Source organism: Anaerococcus sp. Marseille-Q7828 (assembly GCF_949769285.1).
Taxonomy (GTDB): Bacteria; Bacillota; Clostridia; order Tissierellales; family Peptoniphilaceae; genus Anaerococcus.
Genome location: NZ_OX458331.1, coordinates 988,682 through 1,012,786, shown reverse-complemented (window position 1 = coordinate 1,012,786; position 24,105 = coordinate 988,682). Strand labels below are relative to the sequence as shown.

Below are 24,105 nucleotides of genomic sequence, written 5' to 3'. Positions count from 1 at the left end.
TAAATAAAAGTATAATAATTGAAATACCAATGTTTATCAGAAATATTAGAAAATATTTGCCATTATATTTCCCCAATATAGTTAAAAGAGTTTTAATAAAACTCTTGATAAAATGAATAAAGTGATATGAAAAAAGATAAGGACAAAGAATACCTAGGATATATAGGATAATACTTGGGGGAAAACAACGTTCTTGTATTGTAGTGTTTTTTTATGCTAGCCTCTAATACTCCAATCTAATCCTGATAGAGTGCTAGCAATTCATAATTTTTAACTCATAAAGTCATTAGCACCACCACTGTCATGTTTAATGACCTAACCCCATTTTTGAAAAAATGGATGGTAGGCCAGATATCAGATTGTTTCAAAGACAAGCCTGTCCGGCTAGTGGAGGACATTTGTCAAAGTCTGATTGAGCGAATGCGAAACATCCCACTGGATTGATCATTTGTGAGATCCTTCGGTCAGTCTTGATAAGACTTCCCTCGAGGATGACAGGAAGGGGTGTGGGTTTCTTGTGAGATCCTTCGGCTTGTCCTAAAGCGAGCGGACGGCTTGTTTTCCCTCTAGGATGACAGGAGGGGTTACATAGTGCTTTTGTTACTTTCTTTAGGATGCAGAGGTGGTGGATTGGTAGTTTTGGGTAAAGAAAAAGCCCAGAGTGTTTTTCTCTGAGCTAATTTTTTTCACTTGTTATTCAGTTTTTATTTACTTGTTATTTAGTTTTTATTTTTATCTGCGTCTAGTTTTGGAAGTGTTTAAGATTCCAAAAAACGCTAGTGCTGTGATCATTACTGCCGTACCTATTAGGGCGAAGGCGATTTTTACACCGGTGCCACCTGTGGATGGGTAGGTTGGTTTTTTGTTTACTACGTTTAAAGTAAGTGTGTCGTCTGTTCTAGTGAAGTAAGATGATTCATCATCTGATGATATGTTTAGCTTGCCATCATCTTCTACAGTGACTTCCCACTTAGCTGCGCTCATCACGTATCCTTTAGGAGCTTTTGTTTCTTCAAGTAGGTATTTGCCTTTCTTTAAGTCGGTAAATTCTACTAGTCCAGTTACTCCATCTATAGGTTTTGATTCGATAGCTTTTCCCACTTTATCGCCATTTTCATCAACTTTATAAAGTTCGAAATCAGCACCTTCAAGTTTATCGACTCCATCTTCGCCAACTTTTTGAACTCTAAATTTACCAGTGATTGGGGTGTTTTTGATGGTAGTAACTAAGACGTCATCTTCTCCGCCTACTATACCCTTATCGTTCTTTTTGATATCTCCGTCGATATCTACAAAGAATTCATTTACAAATTCACCTTTTGCATCCTTTATTGGTTCGTTGTCTACTAGTTTATCCTCAACTTTATAGCCTACTGGAATCTTGGTTTCGTAGATCTTGTAGTGACCTGTTTTTAGGTTTGATAGTTTGAATTTACCTTTTTCATCAGTTGTAAAGATGAATTTATCCTCTGCATCTTCTGTTTTATCAGGGTTTTGAATTCTTACATATTTCTTATATTTTACATCAGTATTGTTCTTATCACCTTGTTGGTCCCACCAGATTTCAAACTCTACTCCTGCAAGAGGTTTTTCAGTCTCGCTATCTTCGCTATCTATCTTAGTAAATTCTATCTCATTGGATTTGTTTACTAGTTTTAGTTCAGGTGAGCTTGTATTTCCGTTATTTATTTCAGCATCAACATCAGTATCAAGCTTCGGATTTTCGCTGATAGTTGTTGTGCCATCATCATTTACTACTACCTTCCAAGTATTGATAGTTCTTACATAACCGTCTGGCGATTTGAACTCTCTTAGTTCGTATTTTCCTACTGGTAGGTTTACGTAGTTGACTGTAGCGTCTCCATTTGTAAGGGCAGCACCTGAGTTTGTTGTAAATGTTCCGTCTGTCATTACATATTGGCCTGATTCTATATCTTTTAGTAAGAATTTGGCACCAGTTAATGGAATGGTTGAATCTCCATTTTTTCCGACTTTATTAACTTGGAACTTACCATTTACATCTTTCTTGTTAACTATTTCAAGGTCTCCACTATAATCTTTCATATCTTGGATATACTTGTTTCCAACTAAGACGTTTTTAATATCAAGAGTTATTCTTTCTACAGTAAACTCTGCTACAATCTGTCCACCAGCAGCGTTATTGGTATTAATTTGCTTGTATCCTTGTGGTGCTTGGGTTTCTACAAGTTGGTACCTACCTGCTTTAGTTGCTGACAGGGATATAATACCATCTTCTAGGGTTTCAATATCTTCTAATACTGTTTCTCTATTAGGTTGAAGCTTTCCGCTATCATCATAGCTATCCCAAACTCTATCAAGTTTAAACTTAGCTCTCTTTAAAGCTTCCTTATTATTATTAACCTTCTTAAACTTAATCTCGTTAACTTTGTTGTAGATTACATAAGTTTTACTAGTATCAACTTCACTTGTTTGAGTTTCCCCAAAATCCGGGTTGGTTTTAAGCTCTGTAACTTTACCGTCTTTAACAGTAAATGTTGCAACTTTAAGTTTTTCTTCCAGGTATGGATAACCTTCTGGTGAAGCTGTTTCATAAACTGTGTATGAGCCGTCTTCTAAGTTGTCAAAGCCAAACTTACCTTCCTTGTCAGAAGATGTTAGTGAGTTTGTAACTTTTTCACCATCTTTATATAGTACAAATTCTGCACCATATAGGGCCTTTTTGTTAGCTCCGTCTTGTTTTACAAAGTCTATTGATGGCTGCTTGATGTTGGTTGCTACAAGTACTAGACCTTGGTTTTCGCCTTCTTTTGCTTTTGCTAGGTCGTTTTCATTTACAGTAACATTTCCAGATTTATCTACTGTAATTGTTGCCTTATCTTCATTACGTGTGTAGCCTTGGGCTGATTTAATTTCTTCTAGTTCATAGCTAGTCTTTGGCTTAAGCTTGTCATAGAAAATATAGCCATTTCCATCTGTAGTTAACTCTACAGATTCATTTGTTGTCTTATTTGTAAGCTTAAAGATAACACCTTTCAGGTATTCACCGTCGTCGCCTTTTTTGTAGAGTTCAAAACGAGCGTTGTTCTTTTCGTTTGGTATCTCTGCGTTTATGGTATTATCCTCTGTTGCAGATGATTTTACTTCTGTGATTGCACTAGTAATTTTATAGCCTTCTGGAGGAGCTATTTCCTTTACATAGTAGGTTGTGTTATTCTGAATCTCTGGAGAATCAAAAATTGCATAACCATGTTCATTCGATTCTACTTCTTGAATATAATGACCGTTATTTTCGGCATCATTTCTTGTGTGATAAAGTCTAAACTTAGCACCTTCAAGGCCTTCATTCGTCTCGCTATCTACTTTTTTGATAGTAAGACTTGCTGGTTCTGGCTTTTCCTTATCGTTGGTGATGGTTAGGCCAGATGATTCAGAATTTGATTTTAAGGTGAATTTTGGTTTACTTCCAACACTCTCGTAGTTTCCTATTTCATCATACCATACCTGTATGGATCCAATTGGTGATGTTGGAGTGTTTTTTTTGAATGTTTCAACATCTTTTATTGAAATATAGTATTTGAAAGTTTTCTCTTGTCCAACTTCTGGCAAAGAACTCTTACGTATATATGAATTCTGTTCTAAACCATAACTGCTTAAACCGCTCCACCTATCAAAACCAAGAACTACTTGATAAAGTTCTCTTTTAGGTTTGATTGTTATCCTATAAATCATTCCATTTGGATTATTTGGATTTTGCTCTAATGTTTCTTTTATATAGGCATAGTTTGTATTACGAAGAGCTGTATCGTTACCTGTGAATTCTAAGTTATAATTACTTTCACCATCAGCCTTAACTGTTGCTTTCCCCTCATCATCTACCACAACAGTCCAAGTCTTTGTATTTTCCTTATAGCCTGGTAGTTGTTTTGTTTCCGTTAGGGTGTAGGTGCCTGGATATAGCTTGGTGTATTCGATTTTACCATCTGCATCTGTTGTCTTGCTGACCTTGTAGTAAAATTTATCTTTTTCTGGGCCAACTTGTCCATCCGATGTAAGGGTAAATTCCACTCCTTGTAGTGGTTTCTTGTCTTCAGAGTCTACCTTGCTAAATTCAAATTCGCCAAAGTATTCTTTAGGCTCTTCTGGTTTTTCCTTGTTGGTAATCTCTTTATTTTCTGGCGTTACATTTTTTATTTCGTAGTAACCATTTTGATTCTTAGCTATAGTAAATGTAGCTTTTTCTCCAAGGTTTAGATCAGTGTCGTAATTACCATCTGGAGCCTTGGTTTCTATTACCCTGTAGTCTCCATCTACTAGGTCGTTCCAAACAAGTTTACCTTCGCTATTTGATCTTCTCCTAGATCCTGGTAACTCTCTAAAGATAGATGAGTCTGGTTTTCTATATTCTAGGACAAATTCCGCTCCTTCTAGAGGATATCCTGTATTAAGGTCAACCTTGGTAAATTCTATACCAATAGGTTTGCCTTCGTTCTTTTTGTTTACAATATCATCCTTGTTAGAATCCTTAGGGAAGTATATTTTTTTGTCTTGAATTTTATTATTTTCATCTACCCTAAAGCTTGCTACAACTCTGCCTTCGTTTTCGCTATATAGTGGATTATTAACCTTCTTTTCCACTACTTCATAGTAACCTGGTGTAAGTTCCTTCCATGAGAATTTACCATCTTTGCCAGATGTTTTCTCTTGGTCAGAAATAGGTCTGCCATTTTGTCTTAGTTCAAAGACAACTCCGCCCATGGCAAGGCCATTTTCATCTACTTTTCTAAATTCTATTTCGTTTTTGGTATTTTTTGCGGTAAAGCTTACGTGAGCTTGTTTCTCTCCTACTGTAACTTTAGAAATCTCTTCTGTAAATTGATAACCCTTTGGTCCTTGAACTTCCTTTATATAGTAGGTGCCATAGTCAAGGTCTTCAAATACTGCCTCTCCATTTGCATCTGTTACTAGGGTTTTGATTGGGTTTCTATTCTCGTCAAGTAATTGGAAATATGCTCCAGAAAGTTTCTTTCCGTTTTGGTCGATTTTATTTACTGTAACGCTACCTTTTTTAGATTTTCTTTTGGTATCCCCTGTGATGGTGTTTTGATAGGACCTAGATTTGTCGTGGCCATAGTAGTAAATTTCTATATCTTCGTCATAGTTTACCTTGTCCCAATCTTTTCCTTGGCTTATACGGTTCTTTAGTCCTTGGGCATAGCTGTATTCTGCACTTGAGAAATAATTAGGGTTGTATCCTCCACCATTTCTAAAGTTTTCTGCGTAGTTTTCTCCTGCTATCCAGTAGTAAAGGTTGTATTGGATAATTTTGTAGTATGACTGTTGGTCAAGTTGGTATTCTTTTGCCATTTCTTGGCCGTACCAATACATTCTTAGTATGTGTGCATATAGGCTAGCATAAAAGCTATCATTAGCTTGTCCCTTATAAAGTGGTGATGCTTTGGCTTCGCTGGCTGTGGCAAGGGATGCAAGGTCTCTACCATGCTTTGCCCATGAGCCTTTATCTGTTGACCACTCGCCTTTGGTAATGGTTCCGTTAAACTTATACTGTCTTGTTGGCTCAGGTTTTCCTGGGTTTAGACAGAATACTACAACTCCTGTGTCCTTGAAGGCTGGATCATTGTATCTTGGATTTGCACTTGGATTTTTTGGTATAAAAGCCGTTAGTGTATGGGCTTGGTCGTTAGCAAGGGCGACTTCGTAGCCTGGACCGTCCTTGTGTTCTTGAACCTTATGGAGGTAGGCTAGGCCAGTTGTGTCTTTCTCTGCTCCTTCTTCTCTTTGAAGTAGGCTTGGTTTATAGGCAATGGATGCAGCTTTGCCTGAATCTAGGATTAGGGTTGTAAACTCTTCTTTGTTTTTTGCTGTATCTTTGTAGGTGTAGTTTACGATTGTGCCTGGTTTGCTACCTATTTTTTCTTGTAAAGTTGCAAGTTCTACATTTTTATCTAGATTTGTAACTGTGTAGCCACCCTCATTGTTTGGTACTAGGATTTGTACACTAGGTTTCCCTAGATTTCCACTATCAGATTTTACTGAGTAGGCATCTAGACCAACAGTGTTTTTGTTTTCAAGTTTTTCTGCTGGGAATGTTTCAGATATTGTCCATGTAATATTTCCGTCTTTGTCAATATTACCAAACATTGATACTGTATTTTTGATGTTGTCAGTGTCTGTTACGTTGTCGTTGTAATCTAGAGACCTAAAACCATTGTATGGGAAAAGGTCTTGCCAGCCTTTTGGTTCTAGATATACCATTCTGGTATCTAGTAGCTCTATGCCATTTCTATATGGGTTGGCAGCTGATGTGTCTATCCATTTGATTAGTAGAGGATATTTCTTCTTTAACTCTTCAAATTTTTCTTTATAGTTATCAGCTATTTCTGTCACATAGTTTTTATCAGGGGCGATTTTTAGACCAATTGCGTAGTTTTGACGTTTCTTTTCTGCTTTGGCAACTACATAGATGTTGTAGCCTTTTTCTGAAAGCTTGTCTTTAGGGATGGAGAATTTATAAAGGTAATGTTCACCCTTTTTCTCTGTCATTGAACCAGAATAACTTGTAGGTCTACCTTCTCCATCTTCTACAACAACCCTGTAGTCTTCTAGACTTTGACCTGCTGGTGCATAGATGGAGAAATTCATATAATCATATTCGTACTTATCTTTTTTAATTTCTGTGATATCATTACCTGAATTGTCTTTGCCAGGTATATTTATCTTCCAACCTACGTAGTCGCTTCTAATTTGTTGGTGTGACAAATTAGATTGACTTTTCTTAACTATTTCAAAAAGCTTGTCTTCGTTTGTGGATCTGGTTAGAGTTTCTGCGGAGTATTCTAGTTCCGTAATAAATTTTTCATTGGAGAAATCTGCATCTAAAATCGCTTTATTTGTTCCTGCAAATATATGTGGGTTGAGCCCTTCTAAGTAAGCTGCTGCCACTATTTCATCAATAGTGAAGTCCCCGATTACTTTTTCTACTTCTACTTGATTTCCTTTAAGTAGTGCTTCTAGTTGGTCTTCTTTTATGTCATATGATTTTACATAAGATTTTAGGAAGGCTATGAAATCTTCTGTTGATAGGTCTTCTTCTGCTAGCTTTTCTTCTAGAGCTTCCTCTTTTGTTTTTTCTGTGTCGATAGATTCTTCTTTTTCGCTTGGATTTTCTTCGCCATCATTTTCTATTTCAGCATTTTTGTATAAGTCTGCCAATATATTGAAGAAGGCTTCCTTGTCAATATTATTATCTTCTCTAATTGTTGCAAGTGATGTTTCCAATTCTTCTTCTGTGATTTGGCCGGCATCCTTTTTGGCAAATTCTTCCTTGATCAAATCTTTGATTTCTGCATCAGTTAGCTTTGGCTCTTCTTCCTCCATAGCTTCTTTGATATCTACTGTAAGGTCAGCTGGGTTGATTGTTGCTGCCTTGTGGTTTTCTTCATTAAGGCCAATTAGAAGGGCTTCTATGATCTCTTGTGTTTGGCTTTCTCCTAAGTTTTGATCCTTGGATATAGATTCTACTGAAGCTTTTACTTGGTCAAAATCAATTTCATTATTATTGTATGAAGCTAGAGCCTTTGCGATTTGATTGACTGGTTCTTTGTTTTCTACATTTTGGATATAGGCTTCTTTGTTAAGTTCTATGGCTGATTGGGATTCTTCTTTTAAAGTATCTGTAGAAATATCTTTGTCATCTGCTATTCTATCATCAGAAGACTTTGCACTTGTCTTCTCCTTTGCAGGATCTAACGGCAAAGGATCTTCGTCTTTTTCGGTGTTTTCTTTGTCATCTGATTTTTCTTCTGCTTGTCTAGTTTGTTCTTTGTAATATGGATTTGGGATTTCTTTGTTATTGTAAGTGAAAGATTTTGGATTGCCCTTTACTTTTGTACTTACTTCTATTTTTGCAATTTGGTCTTTCGGAATTTGCAAATTAAGACTTTGGGCAAAGTCCATTGTCTGAGTGTGTTCGTCTTTGATAACATATCCTTTTTCACTAGCTTGGTAGAAGTCGATTTTTACTTGAGATAATTCTTGATTTTGGTCAAGTTTGATGTCATAGGTGGTTTTTTCTGTAGGCAATATATAGTCAGTCCATGTGATCTCTGCTGGCTTTTCTCCTAGTAGAGATGAAGTTTTTTCCTTAAAGATAGCTTTTATTTGTTGAACTGGCTCTTCCTTTAGGGTCTGTATAGATTTGTTCTCTTGTCCATTTTCGCCCTTAAGCTCAAGTTTTTCTATGCTTAGGCTGTAGCTATCTTGTAAGTGGGCACCTATGCTAAATGTTAGATCCATAATAGGTGATTTATCATTGATAGCTGCCAACGCTTCATCTGTTAATTTTGCACTTAGGTAATAAACCAAGTCCTTATTTTCTGTTGTGACTCCTAGGGTTTCAAAGGAATCATTGGTGTATAGGATAGATGGTCTTTGTTCTTGGTATTTGATTTCTTCTTGGCTATGGTCGGTATGTATCTGACATACTTTCTCTAGCTTTAGGTCTTTTAGGTCAGTGTTTTGGCTTATGGCAAAACTTGCTGATATTTTGTCTTCTGCTCTTTTATCCTTGGCAATAACTTTTATTTGATAGTCGATCTGACCAGTCGTCTTGGATAAGCGTGCAGATTTTTCTATTAGATACTCATCCGTTTCCTTTTTTGTAATTTCTGTTTCTAATAGAGTTTGGTCTGTGACTTCATTGTCATTTTGACCTGTAGTATCAGCCTGAGCTAGTCCCATAATACTAGCTGAAGCCTTGTATTTTCTTGTTTTCGTATTGTCCAATCCCATGGCAAATAGGTTGGTTGGAAATACTAGGATAAAAGCCAAACATAGCGAAAATGCTTTTATCATAAAGTTTTGTAATTTCTTTCTCATAAATCCCTCTCCCGAATATTTTTCCATTAGTTTTAGTATTTTCTAAAATTAAAAATCCAAAATAGAGCTAACCTTAGCCCTTTGTTGGAATCATTATATCAGATTCAAGTAAACTTGTATATAATGTATTAAATTAGTCAAATATATAGAAAAGTGAAAGATGTTGATAAATAGACATTTGAGAGATTATAGAAAAAAATGAATTGATAAAATTTATGTTTTTTACACGAAAATACCCAATATTAATAAATTCTTGACAGCACAAGTACCCCGGATTCTACTTCCGGGGTTCTCGTGTCTATACAAGTATTGTGAAATTATCTATACTAATCTTCTTCTTTTGAAAGGAATACTCCTCATTTGGTAGAAGCCAAAGTATGCTAAGGCTGTTAGCATGACTGCTGTACCTAATAGAGCAAAGCCTATAAATGAACCAGGTCCACCTGTTATTGGTAGGCTAGCTTTGTAGTTTTTTATGATTGTGGTGTTATCTTTGATATTTATGATCTCACCATTTTCATTGACTTCAAAGCTTGATACTGAATCTTGCGGTTTTGCATATCCTCTTGGAGCATCTATTTCGATAACTTGGTATCTACCTTCTTCTAGTTTCTTCCACCCAAATTTACCTTGGTCATCAGATGTTTGGATATCACCATAATCCTTACCATCTTTTACAAGTTTGAATTTGGCACCTTGTAGTGGATCTTCTGATTCATCTACTTTTGTAAATTCAATGGAGTTTTCCTTGTTTACAAATTCTAGCATTTGCTCGGAAGGCTCTGGATTATCTGTGCTTGTATCACTGCATGCACATGGATCGTAGAATCTAGACCAGGTATTTGCTGTGTAGGTCACGCAAGAACCATCGTTAAAGGTATGAGTCAGATAGGACTGAGTCTCAAATGCTGTTGGCCTTGGCGACTCTAGTGTTCCTTCAATCTTAATTACATAAGTGTAATTATTGTTAGCTTCTAGTTCGACCCAGTATTGATTAGCATTATTATAGTTATAGATATCACCTAGGTATGTTAAGCCATATTGACCAGGATTATCAAAATCTATGCCGTATGAAGCTGGCAAGAGATTGTTGTTACTAGACCTATAAGTTTCAAAACTATCTATACTTACAGGAGTATTGGCCTCAAATAGGTATTGCTTGTTTTTAGAATTCACTCTATTGCTATTTACATAGGCTATCACAGTAAATTTATTTTCCTGTGGATCAAGCTTGTAGGTGTAAGCATTAAGGAAAGGCTTTGTATTATCTTTTTGATAGTGTGAGTAGTACACTGTCATATTATTTTTTACAAAGTTTGATCGACCAATGCTTATACTAAATTGTGGAGTGGAGTCTTTTTGTACTAAAAGTCTGTTTGGATACATTGGAGCTACTAATCTCATTGAAGAAACAGACTTATTTCTTATAGCATTGGTGAAGGTATAGGTGATAGTTTTTCTATCTTTTCCTATGCTAGCCTTGGCTATAGTACCGTCTCTGCCAATGATGTCGTACTTGCCATCTGAGCCGTCAGAGACATTACCAACTCCGTCTAAATCAAGGTTATCAGACAATCTTAGGGTGAATTGATCACCAGGGATTACTTTTGTTTGAGGATTTATATTTAGTGTAAGATTTGCTACTAAACCTTGACCGTAGTTAGGATAAACTTGGTATATATTACCTTCTGTTGAGTAAACATATGATTGGTCAATACTAATGCTATTTGATATATCTCGAGGGTTTGTTGGATCTGGCACTGAGTAGTCTTTTGTTATGTTTACTAATTTCTTTTCAGTATCCAAGATATATCCTGGTCTTGCCTTAGTTTCCTTAATCCAGTATTTGCCATAAGGAAGTTCTTCCCAAACCGCATATCCATCACTATTTGTAGTAGCAGAGTTTACTACATCTAGGGCGTTATCTTGATTTGTTAGATCAAATTTGTAGAGGGTAAATTCTACGCCTGCAAGATTTTCTCCATGATCATCTTCTTTGTGGACTTTTAGTTTACCTAGACCCTTTTGCTCGTTATAGATATAGTCATTTTCATTGTCTATATATTCTTCATATCCATTAGCAGTTTTAATATATACTTTTCCTGCTTCAACTTTGAAAGTCTTCACAGCTCCATCTGGTTTTCTGTATGCATCGCTAGCTGTTTCAGTTTCTATGATTTGGTACTCACCTGATGATAAGCCCTTAAATACTACTTGTCCGCTAGAATCAGATGTAGCAGTCTTACCAGTGTCGACAAATTTATTGTCTTTTAGTATTTGTAGTTTGAATACTGCACCTGGGAGGATTTGTGTGTATTCTTTACCGTTGCTATCTTTTGTTATTCCATATTTGGTAAAGGATACATCAACATTATCCAGATGATTTACAATATCATATTCAATCCATGTATTCGCACCATTTGGTTTGGTATTTGAAATTTCTACTTTTGAGTAGTCTTTTTGTGTAGCATTTTCTGACGCAGTTTCATCTTCTGGTTCTATGATTGTCACATTGCCACTTTCAATCTTAAGCCCTGTCCAGCCATCATTTAGAACAGCATAGCCATCTGGAACTGTTGTTTCTTTTAGGTAATATATTCCATCTGGTAGATTGGAGAAGTATAGGTAACCATCTGCATTTGTGAAGTACTCTGTATTCGAACTATCTTTACTTCTTATAGGTGTTTTTTTATCTTGTTGATAAAGAGTAAAACCTACATTACCAAGTGGCTTGCGATCTTGGTCAACTTTTTTGATTTTGAAGCTGCTATTTTGCTCGGTCTTGTTGTAGATAGTAATTGTACCTTTGTCTTTATCTATAGTACTTTCTTTTCCAAGGCCAGAAGTATCACCATTTTCTGTGATAGTAACTTTGCCAGTAGCGTCTACACTCACTTTCCAAGTAGCATTATGGTTAAAAATTCCGTTTGGAATAGTTTCTGTTAATGTCCATTTTGAGTTTAGTGGGAGGTTATCAAATACTGCAATACCATCTTTATTAGTTGTTACTTCTTTTTTTTCTCCTAATAATTTATCCTCTTTTAACGTAAACTTTATACCAGGAAGATTGTGATACTCACCGTCTGCTGCTAGAAGTTTTTTGCTTACTTCTAATTTTGCACCCTTTATATTTTTAGCCTCTATTGATAATTTATCATTATTAAATGATACTAACTTATTTCCATTACTGTCAACATTATTATGATTCTCATCAAATTCTACTTCGTAGTATTCTTGAACATAGTTACCACCTTCAAATTTTTTCTTAGATTCCTTAGATTCAATAAACTTCCTGCCTAAGTCTCTGTAAACTGTTGTGGTATCGTATAGGTATCTAACAGTTTCTTCTTGTGGAATAGGTTGTTTGTAGTTGTATCCAATATCATTTACTGCACCTACCACGTAATTTTTTAATAGAGGAATATCTTTTTTTTCTATTTTCTCTATACCTGTCTTTATCTCAAAACTAAATTTTTCTAATAGTTTATATCCGCTTGGTGAAGAAACTTCTTCAACTGTATATTTTCCAGGTTTTAAATAAAGTTCTTGTTCAGCACCATTAGATGTGAATTCTTTTATAACTACTCCATTTTCATCTCTAATTACGAATTTTGCATCTTTAAGAGCTTGTCCATCTTCTTTAATTTTGTTAAATTTGAATGGTTTAATTACCTTTCCAGTAATCATATTTTGCCATTGGTCACCATGTGCGTAAGAGTCTCCTGGTACTCCAATATCTCCATTCTTAGCTTTTTCCTTTGTATTCCAGTAAGCTTCAATTAATACAGAGTCAGCTTTTTCTTGGTTCCAACCTTGAGCACTATTCACTCGATTCAGTAATTCAGTTGCGTTTGAGCTTGGAGCTATATATTTTCCACTAGATGGACTTCCATACAAATCCCAAGCTTGTTTTGAATATGTGAAATAATTCACTACATACTTAACCATTTCATAGTATTGAAAATCATCTAGGTTTTTTTCTTCTCTTAACTGCTCTGCATAATAGAATGTTTTTTTCAATCTATCTTCAATTACTTCTGGTGTAAATCTCGTGTAGTAAGTTCCACTACTAGATTGAGGTAATCTCTTTTTTAAATTTTCTAGTGTAGCTGTTTCTTTATGAATTTGATATGCATCATCTTTCCAGAATTTATCACTTACAGGTGATGGTACACCTGGGTTTATACAGAATACCATATCATAGTTTTCGTATACACGGTATGCATAATCACCTTCGTTCTGACTATATCTCCATGTCTTACCTGTTCTAACAGGTCTAAATTCCATTCCTATATGGAATCTATCATTTTTTTCTTCAATTGATAATTTACTAATTGAAGCTGTCTGTTCTCCACCATAGCTTCCCCCAGCATAATCTAATCTCTCATTAAAATTAATTTTTATGCTAGATTCAGAATTTGGGTCATCCACTGTATTTGTGAAAATATAGTTGATTACAGTACCTGGTTTTAGTGTGCTGGTAACTTTAGATAATCCATCTCTGAATGAGGAGTCACTATTTGTTGTGGTTTCATATTTTCTAGTAAATGAACCGTCATTATTAGGTTCAAGGACTTCTATATATGCCGATAGCTTTGTTTGCTTAGAATTAATGAAATTAGCATTTAAAACATCACTTCCTAGACTTCCTTTTGAAACAAGTCTATCATCATCTTGTAATCTTAAAGTCTCGGAAACTTGCCACTTTATCTTTTCTTCATTATTTGTAAACTGACCGTAAATCGATCTTGATTTATCAGCGTAAACTCGAGTGCTATATTTGTCATTATTAATTCCATAAGTATAGGCTGGTAATCTTGTATCTACTACATTAAAGCCCTTCTCGAACTTGGCTGCTACTGCATCTCCACTTTTATATGGAATTATCCAAGGCATGGCAGCCACTAACTTAGCCCAATCATCTTTGAATTGTTGAACTATTGTATTGATATAATTATTATCTGGAGTTAACCTTAGCCCCAAATCATAAAAAGTAAATCTAGCTGCATCAGTTGGTGTAGCTTCTACATGAATTATTAAATCTTTTGGAAGACTTGATTTTGGGATATCAAAGTTGTAAGTCAAAAGATTTTTTGTAGGCGAAGCTTTCAAAGTTCCTGTGTTAATTGTTGTTCCTGTTTCAGAAGAAACACCTTCACGGACTTTGGATGCATTAGCATTTGTAGAAATATCATTTCCTAAGTAGTCTCTAACTGTTACTTTATAATTTGATAATTTTTGATTTTCTGGAGCATATAGTGATACTCCCAAATTTTGGTAGTCTAAGTGGTCTAGGTTAACTTGATCAGTTTCAACTCTTATGTCCCAGTTAACAGTGTTTTTTGAAGCATCATAGTATTGATATGTCCAATAGTCTACATTATAAGGATATGTCCTCGTTAGGCCTTGTTGTTCTGTAGGAGTCTTAACTGGAACTTTTCCTCCTGGAAATGCTGTTACAACTGGTGAGTCATCATCAGCTCTTACAGTCATAGTTGGCATAGACTTTCTTAGCATATTTTTTGGTTTTACACTAATATTGATGTCAATTTGTGAAGCATCGCCAATTTTTGATGTGTTAAAGGCTAGCATTTGATCTATATCTATATTCTTGCTAACTTTAAGAGCTTCTGGGAAAGTGTATCTAATTTTATTTTCTGCTTCTATATATTTAGCTGTGGCAACAACCTTGCCATTTGCATCTGTTAATGGTTTAAGTTCATTAGAAGCTGGATATAGGTATGGTCCAATGTTTACATCAAAGTGCCAATTAGCAGGAATTTGCCAATTTGGAACAGCTAAGACATCCATTTGTGTTCGAAGTATAAATTGCTTATTAGCAAATCCATCAGATGCTACAAATACATCACCTGTGGTTTTTTCTTCTTGAGCTTTTGAGATTAGATTTTTGATAGCTTCTTCGTTTTCTGTATAGATTCTATCTACATCTTCATTGCTAAGGCCATATTTGTCTTCCAATTCGTACATATAGTTTTGGAAGTCTTCTATAGTTATTCCTTCTTCTTGAAGTTTCTCGCTTACTAGTCTATCAAGATACTCAGAAGGTATCTTAGCTTCTGGACCGGCTAAAGCTTTTTCTACATTTCTATTTCCATCATTAGAAGCTATAGCTTTTTCAATGTCAGAAACATTTAGCTTAGCTACTTTGTGCTTCGCATCATTTAGACCAGAAATCAAAGCATTGATTATCTCTTCTATCTGACTAGATTCTAAATTATATTCGCTAGCTATTTGACCAATAGATGCTTGTAATTCATCTAAGTATATTTCGTCATTATTATAAGCTTCTAGGGTTGATGTAATATCATTAATAGCTTCTTCTAATTCGTTTGTTAGTCTAGATTCATTGTTTAGTTTTGCTATATAACCATCTTTGTTGATAGCTATAGCAGATACCTTATCTTCGGTTTTTGAATTTGAAGAAAAATCTAGGTCTTCTTGGTCTGATATGATATCGTTGGAAGAGTTTGACCCTGATTCGTTATTAGAAGATTCACCTATGGTTGGGTCTTCTTTTTTTGTCTTTGAATTCGTAGAAAAATCCTGCTCCTTTTCATCTGCTATGATATCATTGGACGAGTTTGACCCTGACTTGCTATCAAAAGAATTATCTGTTGATGTTTCTGCTTTTTCGGTATTTGGATTTGCAGAAAAATCTTGGTCCTTATTGTGTGCTATGCTATCATTGGAGGAGTTTGTCCCTGATTTGTTATTAAAAGAATTATCACTTGATGTTTCTGCTTTTTCAGTATTTGGATTTGCAGAAAAATCTTGGTCCTTATCGTGTGCTATGATACCATTGGAAGACTTTGACCCTTCATCTTTATCAAAAGATTCAGCCGGCAGAGGATCTTCATCTGATTCTTCCTCATTGCTTGAAGTAATTTTATAGTCTGGGTTTGCTATAGTTTTGTTGTTAAATATAAAGTTTTGAGGATTTACATTTTCTCTTACTGTTGATGTAAATTTTATTCTTGCTAATTGTCCGCTTGGGATTTGCAATTTTAATTCTTTGGTAAAAGGAATGGTTTGACTATATGTTTTATTTATTACATAACCTTCTTTCTTTGCTTGGTAGAAGTCTATGTTGATTTGGGAATTTTCTGTAGCTTGATTATCATCAGGTTGAAGTTTATAAATGAATTCTTGATCATCTTTAGCTAAAATAAAATCTGTGTAGGATATAGTAGCTGGACTATGTCCAAAAAGATTAGAAGATCCTGGATTATATATAGCATTAATATTGCTAGTTGAATCTTCATTTTCTAGCAAAGCAAAATGTCCACCATGGTTTTGATCATCTATTATTAAGCTATATCTTTGTTGATAAAGTGCTTGCTCACCATCAAGTATTGCATAATCTAGAGCAAAAATATCAGTAGGATTTTCTATTTCTTCTAATGATTTTAGCGAATCATCACTTAATTTTGCACTTATGTAATAAACGGTGGTATTATCATCATTCGCTGTAGAAAGACCAAATGTTTCAATATCTTTGTCTCTTTCTAATATTGATGGGCTATTTTCTTTGTAGGATATTTCTCTTTCATATCCATCAGCACTTAAAGCTGTGACCTTTTCTACTTTCATATCACTAAGATTTGAATTTATTGCAAATACTATGCTTTGATTATCGCCACTTGCTTTTTCCTTATTTGTTACAGCAATTTTATATGTAATAAGTCCTGTAGTTTTTGAAATACTGGCTGATTTTTCTATAAGGAAATCATTAGTTTCTTCTATGGACCTATCGCTTGCTAAAACTTGCTTGTTTTCAATAGGCTTGTCAATCAAGTCATCGTTACTTGTCATATACAGACCAGTAAGACCCATAATGCTCTTATTTCCATCATAAGTTTTGTCATCTATACTCGTCATTGCCGATGCCATAATTTGGCTTGGTAAGGTTAGAAACAATACTAAAACCAACGACGTTACTTTTAGAAATAAATTCTTAATATAATTCTTCATAAAACCCGTTTTCCTTTCATATATTCCGAATTAAAATCAACTACAAATATAGCTATTAAAAAAACACTTAGTGCTTTCTATTATCAATAAATTAGATATAATCGATATGTAATATATAGCATAGAAAACAATACTTATAAATGAAAACATTTTTATAAATATTTATTCATCCTATACTGGATAAAGAAAAGCTACATTAGCTGTATTAATTTAATTATTTATTTTATTATACAGTATATGAAAAATTAATTACACACAATATATTTATTTTTTAATTATTTTTGTTAAAAACCCAACAATCATAAAAATAATGTAGTATTTTAGTCGGATTAAAAAATAAAGATAAAAAAATCACTAGGCATAAAATTTTAGAAAAATAGTAGTATTTGATAGATATAAATAAGTAGAATGACAAAAAAAGTGAGCTAGTTTGTGAGGTTCTATGGTAATTGAAAGATAACATACTAATGAATGTTTCATAAATAAAGATCCTTCGGCCTGCGGCCTCGAGGATGACATAAGTAGAGAATAGACTCTTACTCCTAAACCCTGTCATTCTGAGCTTTTGCGATGAATTTCTTGGATAAACAGTGCTTTATGAGATCCTTCGGTCGCGTTCGCTCCCTCGAGGATGACAAGTGGGAAGTTTCATTTACATATTCAAATAAAGAGAGTTAGCGCAACCACAAGCTCTTGTCATTCTGAGCTTCTGCGAAGAATCTCCTGGCTGAATAGTGCTGTATGAGATCCTTCGGTCGCGTTCGCTCCCTCGAGGATGACAGGGGTGAGAAGTGACATTTACGTATTCAAATAAACAGAGTTAGCACAACCACACCCCCTTGTCATTCTGAGCGAATGCGAATAATCTCCTATACAAATCATTCGTACAGGATGACAAGGTGGCTATTTTCCAAAAAAAATAAGACCCCTGGTTTCCCGGAGGCCTTAGTTCTTATTTTAGAGTATTTAGTAAGTCACTTCTTAGTTCTAGGTTTTCTAAGTAGTGGGCTATGGATGGGTATTCTCTTTTGACTTCTTCTTTTGTCATTGTTGTTTGCTTTCTTTCTAGAGGGTCTAGGGTTACAGTTACAACATTTTCTAGTTTTTTATAAACTTCTTTGGAGAAATCTTCCTTAACCATCACAAAGTGTGGGCTTACGTAGTCTTTATTTTTTTCTTGGTTTTCTTTTATTGTTTTCTTTGTATTTTCGTCAAATTTTTCTACATCGTCCAAAAGCTTGTCGATTTTTGCTAATTCTTCTGGATGTTGGTCTAGGTAGTTGGCTTCTTGGCCAAGTTCTACTTGTCTTAGGACTTCTAGTATTTGACTTGTTTGATCATTTAGAGTCTTTATTAAGCTTTGAGCCTCTTCTTCTTTTGTAGATTCAGCCTCTGTTGTTATGAGCTTATTGTATTGGTCAGCTGTTACAACTTGTTTTAGGGTTTGTTCTATTTCTCCCTTGATTCTTTCAAGTTTATTTGTAAGTTCAATGGCTGTTAACTCTTTTGAACTTTCTGATTTTTCTTCGCTCTTTGACTCATTCATTATTGTAGCTGGCAATTGAGCTTCATTTTCCTGTAAGATTTGGCTAATTTGTCCGCTTATTGAGTTGATTTGTTGGGTCAATTCTTGAGCTTGGACTTCTTTTGTTTTAGCCTTGTTATCATCAACAGTTACTGTTTTGACTTCGCCAAGCTTTTCTTCTAGTTTTTCATCTGTTTTGCTAGTTACATCGGTATCTTGGTTTTTTTCGTTTGCTACAAGAGTTGTTTGGATCTCTTTACTTGTATCGATTAAATCCTCGGTTAAATCTTTTGCCTGAACTTCTTTTGTCTTGTCAGTTACTAATAATTCTTCTTTACTAGCTGTCTTATTGTTTGTGACAATAGCATCATTTATTTGGTAAGCTTCATTGCTTGGCATTGCTTTTGTAGTAAATGATAATTTTACTAGGCTGTGAGGTGCGATTTCTAGGTCTTTAATAGATCCTAGGTCATAGGAATTTGATTCTTCTAGCTTGTAACCCTCGCTTGTAAGATGATAAAAATCTAGGCTTAATTTTTGATTTTCAACACTTTGGTTGGGGCTGACATTTAGGATATAGTCAGTTTTTATAGGCTCATTAGTATTGTTTACTAGGCTATCTGTCCAAGATATAGTTTCTGAGTCAGTTAATAGACCTGATAGGCCTAGGTTTGTTGAATCTTTCTTTACTTCTTCGACTTCTAATTTGTCTGCATTTATCACTAGCTTTGCATCAATATGCGTGTGGTCTTTGTAGTCATCGCCATCTACAAGGACTAGATCAAATGATAGGTTGTCTGTCATTCCTTCTTTGATGTCAGCTGTTAGTTTTAGTTTGCTTTGATCTTTTAAATCTACTTTTATAGCCTTAGCCAAGTCTGTGTCAATGCTTCGACCTTCTAGGCTTAGGTTTTCAATATTGCTTTGGCCTAATTGGTATATATAAGCGATTAGATTTCCTTTTGCTTGGTCTTTATTGATGTTAATATCATAGGAAATTTTCCTGCCATCTTCTGATAGGCTCATTGTTAGAGATTTTTGGTAAGGGATGGTTTCTAGCTTTGTTTCTGTAAGAATAATATCAGCTTGGTCTTCTTCGCTTGCAAAAGCTGCCACTGGGCTTACTATAGCCAGGGCTAAGGCTAGGGCTGTGTATTTTCTTAATCTTTTTCCTGTATTTTTCATGAGTCCTCCATATTGACTATATAGTACCACAAAGCTAGGCTAAATTGCAATCATTTTCTTATTCTCCCCTGGTTTGAGGAGCTAAAGTTTTGGCTAGTTCTTCTCGTAATTCTTCTTGAACCATGACAAGTTCTTTTTCTGCTTCTTTTCTTTGGTTTTTGGCATCTTCTTGAATTTGCATAGATTCTTCTATGGTTGCTATAAGATTTTGGTTGACTTCTTTTATGGTTTCAACATCTATGGTAGACCTTTGGGCTTCTTTTTGGATTTCTACTGTTGAATTTCTCAAGTTTTCAGAGTTCCTACGCAAAAGCTCGTTGGTTGTATCTGACACTTCCCTTTGCATTTTTACTATTTCTTGTTGGCGGTTGAGGCCTAGGGCTATGACAACTTGGCTTTTCCAAAGTGGGATTGTATTGTTGATAGAATCAGTGATTTTGTCAGCTAATAACTGGTCGTTGTTTTGGATCAGCTTGATTTGTGGAGCTGTTTGCAAGGCAACAGCCTTGGATGTCTTAAGGTCAAATATACGTTTTTCAAAACGGTTGACATTTTCTTCAAAGTCACGCACTATTTGCATGGCCATAGGTTCGTCAGAATTTTCAGCTTCTTTGTAAAGCTTTGGTAAGGCCTCGCTTCTCATCTCTTCTATGGCTTCTTCACCTGCTATGATGTATCTTTCTAGATCTTTGAAATATGCTATATTTTCTTCATAGAGCTTATCAAATACACCAATGTCTTTAAGTAGGCTCATACGAGCTGTCTCAAGCTGGGCAGATATCTTGTCAATTTGGGTTTCCATATTTTGATATTTGGCCAAGTATTTTTCAACTTGTTTTTTTGGTCCGCCAAAAAACTTGTCTAGGAAAGATTTCTCGCCAAAATTTTGAATGTCGGCATCATTTACCTTCACTAGCAAATCACGCATCAAATCCCCTACTTCCCCAGTATCTTTGGACCTTACTTCAGATAGGATTTCATCAGAAAACTTTGCTATACCTTTTTGGGCATTGGTCCCATAGATAGATGACAGGCTGGAATTTCTAAGGTCTATTTGATTTTTGATTTGGTCGATTTTTTGCCTGTCTTCTGGACTCATGTTCTGTACTCTTTTTTCTGTTACTTCTGCAAGCTCGTTTTTGTCTAATATGATATCGGTAGTTTTGCCACTATCTTGCATCAAGTTGTCTAGAGAATAATCTGCCATAATTTGCTCCTTATTTTATAATCTCCATTAATTCTTGCATTACTTCTATGTTTGGCATTTGCATGATTTTTGTTACTTGATTTGCCATGCCTTTTACTTGAAAATCTTCTGGGTTTTCCGTGCCTGCTACTATTGTTCTAAATCCATGTTCTTTCCATGCTAGGGCTTGGATGTCCTTATCCATGAGGGCGTTTAGGCCAACTTTGCCATTTTCTGTAAGGGCAATGTAGACGTGGGAAGACCAGACAGTTGGTTCTGGATATAGGATTATAACATCGTCCTTAATCTTGTCATACATTTCTGGCTCTTGCTTGGAAAACTCCAAAAGCTGTGATTCGTAGCCAGCTATAATTGGGAAAGATCCCAAGCCCTGGCGAAGGAATTGATTGAACATATCTATAGATGATGTCTGCATATAGCCAATTTGATTGTAAATTCGTTCTATATCAGAAGCTACATTGTCAATTGAAGCCATGGTCACGGGTTTGTTGCCATTGAGGGCATTGGCCAAAAGGCCTAGGAACATATTGCCGGAGTTTGATTGGTTGGGATCTGTTGTATCGACAAGTATTGGTCCATAAAGTTCTGATAAACCTATATCATCCCAAGTCTTTTCCTCTACCATGAGATTGGCAAGCTTTACCATATCTATGTAGTGGACCCCCTCATCTTCTCTTACAATCCCCTCTTTGATAAGAGCATCGACTACAAGCTTTCTGGAGTATAAAACTATGGGAGTGTTGAAAATTATCTCGTTTTGCAAGTCCTTGCCACCATGTTTTCTAAAAAGTTCTAGGGCAAGCTGGCTAGATGGCCACAAGTAATCCTTGCCTTCCGTATCAACTTCTGCCATAGCAAGGGAGCCTTCCTTGCGGTAGTCCATGGATAGGCCGTAGGATTTCTTGACCTTGTCCTTAAAATTTTGGTTTTCTACAAGGGGAATCTTTTCACCGCCAATAAAACCAGATATTTCTACCTTCTCTGGAGCCTGCTTAGTCCAGTACATATAGCCACCAGCTAGGGCTATGACTAAAAGTAGGACCAAAAATCCCCATTTTTTCTCTTTCATTTTATCTCTCCTCCAAGCTTAATAGTTTGCTCAAGTAGGTCTGTCTCCACCTCAAGTTGGTTAATCTTGTCTTTATGGTAGGAGTCACGTTGTTTGGAAAAAATTTCATTTAATAAATCTAGTGACTGATTGGACTTATCTTTGATCTCGTTGAACTTATCCAAACTCACATTGGATTTTTCCAAGTCGCTGTAGTTTTTGACGATTTCACTTGCAGTTTTTACATAATAGTCCAAGAAATACCTAGATCTAGATATTTCCCTTGGATTTTTCTCTAGGTAAAATCTTATGTCTAGGCAAGTTTTGATAAGTTTGCCAATTTTGCCACTGATTTCTTTATCATTGATGTCTGCATTTAAGGCCTTTAATTTTCCTATGTCATCTTCAAAATCTTTATAGATTTGATTGATTTCTTGGCCATTTTCTAGGGCTTCTATGTCTGTGTTGCCTATCATTATCTTTGGTTTGCTGATTAGGTAAACTCCAACATAGACACCTACCGCAAGGATGGCTGCCACTATAAAGTGCCATTTAAGACCCAAAAGCAGGGCGAAAAAAGTTAGTAAAGAGACCAAAAGTGCCTTAAAGTTTCTAAGAGATTCCTTCATTAATTGTATCCTTTTACATTTTGGAAGGCCTTTATCATATCGCTTCTACCATCAAATACTCGAGCCTTTGACATTGTTGCTATCTCTTCTAGGTCCTCTTTCCTGGCATCTCCAAAGAGGATGCTAAAGATTGGCACATCGTAGCCCAGACTTTGGTAGGATTCTTTGAGTTGGTCAAAGTCCATTGGACCATTTGGCATACCATCGCTTAGAACAACTATGGCTGGACTATAGTCCTTTAGCTCATCCTCGTTGTTTTTTAGTATGGATATAGCCTCGTCAATAGCTTCATACATAAAGGTTGCTGTTTCTGGCCTGTAATTTTCTGATAATTCTTGGTAGAGGTTATCAAGTTCTTCCCCATTTCCACTAGCCATCAATTCCCCTAGAACCATATCTGAGAAAGGCAGTATATATGTCAAGTCTTTGCTGGTTCCTAAAAGTAGGTTGGCCTTGGCATTTTCTGGTACTAGAACTTGCTCTAACGCCTCATTCATTTGTTCATAGCCGCCATTTCCTCCCATAGATCCAGAATAATCTAGGACATAGATAGTAAAGGCTGGTTTTTTGAACTCACTTTGGTACATATTGAGGGCTTCCATGATTACTTCTGCCTTTGGAAATCTAATCGGACTTATGGTTTTATCCAAGTCTATGCCCCAGTCTTTTTTGTAGATATCCCTGTTTTCTTCACGAACTGTACCATAGGCAGATCTCTTGCCAGTTTTTTCAATCTGACTTTGAGCCTCATCGGATAGGAGATATTCTTGAAATTTCTTGAAGGCTTCTTCCTTTGCACTATCATTTTTGTCCACATAGGCAAGGGGCGAATCTGATATAGATAGGCCATCTACTGGATAAACCAGGTAAAGAGTTTCTTTGCCCTCTTCTTCCAAGGCCTTGTTGGTTGCAATTACTAGCTGCTCGTAGTTTACCATGGCATCGTAATCGCCTGATAAAAACAGTTCTGTAAGCCAGTTTGACGAACCAGAGGACCTTTCTACTCCTGCAAGTAGGGAGGTAATTTCATTTTGCAAGTCTTCATTTGCTAAGTCCTCGCTTGTAAGACCGTTTTTGTCAGCTGCTAGGGCATTTAAAAATCCTAGGTAGGCAGATGCACCAGAGTTTGACTGGGTTGCTGATGTCATGGTAAATTTTAGTTTGCCGGAATTTATGGCATCTATTATTTCTTTGACAGTCACATCCTTTCCTACAAAGCCGAGGTCTTCGGCCAAGGACTTCTTGATGCCAAAAACAACCGGACTTTGGGATGTGGTTTCTTGGTATTTTAAGATGTGGTTGGTATCTCCCATATTTAGCCAAATAGATGAAGCTGGCCAAACAGCATCGTAAGCAATGTCAGGGTCGCTTAATAATCTCATGATGTCCAAGGACCCCAAATAATCTATTTCTATATTTTGCTTATTTGCCTTGGCATATTCTTCAATGATAGGCTCAAGTTCCTTGTTTTCAGAACCTGCCACAATCTTTAGCGTCTCCCCAGAGCTTTGGGAAGTTTGAAAATGAGAACTAGAATTCTTTTCTTCTGGAGTAGAAGAACAAGATACAAGTAAAATTAGTGATAAGAGAACTGATAATATTTTTTTCATGGCCTTCTCCTTGAGTATTTCTATTATAATTA

7 protein-coding genes are annotated in these 24,105 nt (G+C 35.7%); all 7 read right to left on the bottom strand.

The features are described from left to right. Positions 1-732 precede the first annotated feature (732 nt). Positions 733-8,877, bottom strand: coding sequence for a SpaA isopeptide-forming pilin-related protein (locus QNH69_RS04835; RefSeq protein WP_282929446.1), 8,145 nt, complete (start codon positions 8,875-8,877; stop codon positions 733-735). Positions 8,878-9,198: 321 nt separating this feature from the next. Continuing rightward, positions 9,199-16,869 (bottom strand): SpaA isopeptide-forming pilin-related protein, encoded by a 7,671-nt coding sequence (locus tag QNH69_RS04830; RefSeq protein WP_282929445.1) that lies wholly within the window; start codon positions 16,867-16,869, stop codon positions 9,199-9,201. Positions 16,870-17,821: 952 nt separating this feature from the next. Continuing rightward, on the bottom strand, positions 17,822-19,579 hold the full coding sequence (locus QNH69_RS04825; RefSeq protein ID WP_282929444.1) for a hypothetical protein: 1,758 nt from the start codon (positions 19,577-19,579) through the stop codon (positions 17,822-17,824). A 58-nt stretch (positions 19,580-19,637) separates the two neighbouring features. After that, positions 19,638-20,786, bottom strand: coding sequence for a toxic anion resistance protein (locus QNH69_RS04820; RefSeq protein WP_282929443.1), 1,149 nt, complete (start codon positions 20,784-20,786; stop codon positions 19,638-19,640). A 10-nt stretch (positions 20,787-20,796) separates the two neighbouring features. Next, positions 20,797-21,855, bottom strand: coding sequence for a substrate-binding domain-containing protein (locus QNH69_RS04815; RefSeq protein WP_282929442.1), 1,059 nt, complete (start codon positions 21,853-21,855; stop codon positions 20,797-20,799). After that, positions 21,852-22,463 (bottom strand): 5-bromo-4-chloroindolyl phosphate hydrolysis family protein, encoded by a 612-nt coding sequence (locus tag QNH69_RS04810; protein ID WP_282929441.1) that lies wholly within the window; start codon positions 22,461-22,463, stop codon positions 21,852-21,854. Before QNH69_RS04810 ends, QNH69_RS04815 begins: the two co-directional genes overlap by 4 nt. Beyond that, complete coding sequence (locus QNH69_RS04805; protein WP_282929440.1) at positions 22,463-24,073, bottom strand: VWA domain-containing protein; 1,611 nt, start codon at positions 24,071-24,073, stop codon at positions 22,463-22,465. The genes QNH69_RS04810 and QNH69_RS04805 overlap by 1 nt, the downstream gene beginning before the upstream one ends. Between the last annotated feature and the right edge of the window lie 32 nt (positions 24,074-24,105).

Bases quoted from the DNA above. Each gene is read 5' to 3' on its own strand.
- QNH69_RS04830 (WP_282929445.1), bottom strand. From the start codon at position 16,869: ATGAAGAATTATATTAAGAATTTATTTCTAAAAGTAACGTCGTTGGTT.
- QNH69_RS04825 (WP_282929444.1), bottom strand. From the start codon at position 19,579: ATGAAAAATACAGGAAAAAGATTAAGAAAATACACAGCCCTAGCCTTA.
- QNH69_RS04820 (WP_282929443.1), bottom strand. From the start codon at position 20,786: ATGGCAGATTATTCTCTAGACAACTTGATGCAAGATAGTGGCAAAACT.
- QNH69_RS04815 (WP_282929442.1), bottom strand. From the start codon at position 21,855: ATGAAAGAGAAAAAATGGGGATTTTTGGTCCTACTTTTAGTCATAGCC.
- QNH69_RS04835 (WP_282929446.1), bottom strand. From the start codon at position 8,877: ATGAGAAAGAAATTACAAAACTTTATGATAAAAGCATTTTCGCTATGT.
- QNH69_RS04810 (WP_282929441.1), bottom strand. From the start codon at position 22,463: ATGAAGGAATCTCTTAGAAACTTTAAGGCACTTTTGGTCTCTTTACTA.
- QNH69_RS04805 (WP_282929440.1), bottom strand. From the start codon at position 24,073: ATGAAAAAAATATTATCAGTTCTCTTATCACTAATTTTACTTGTATCT.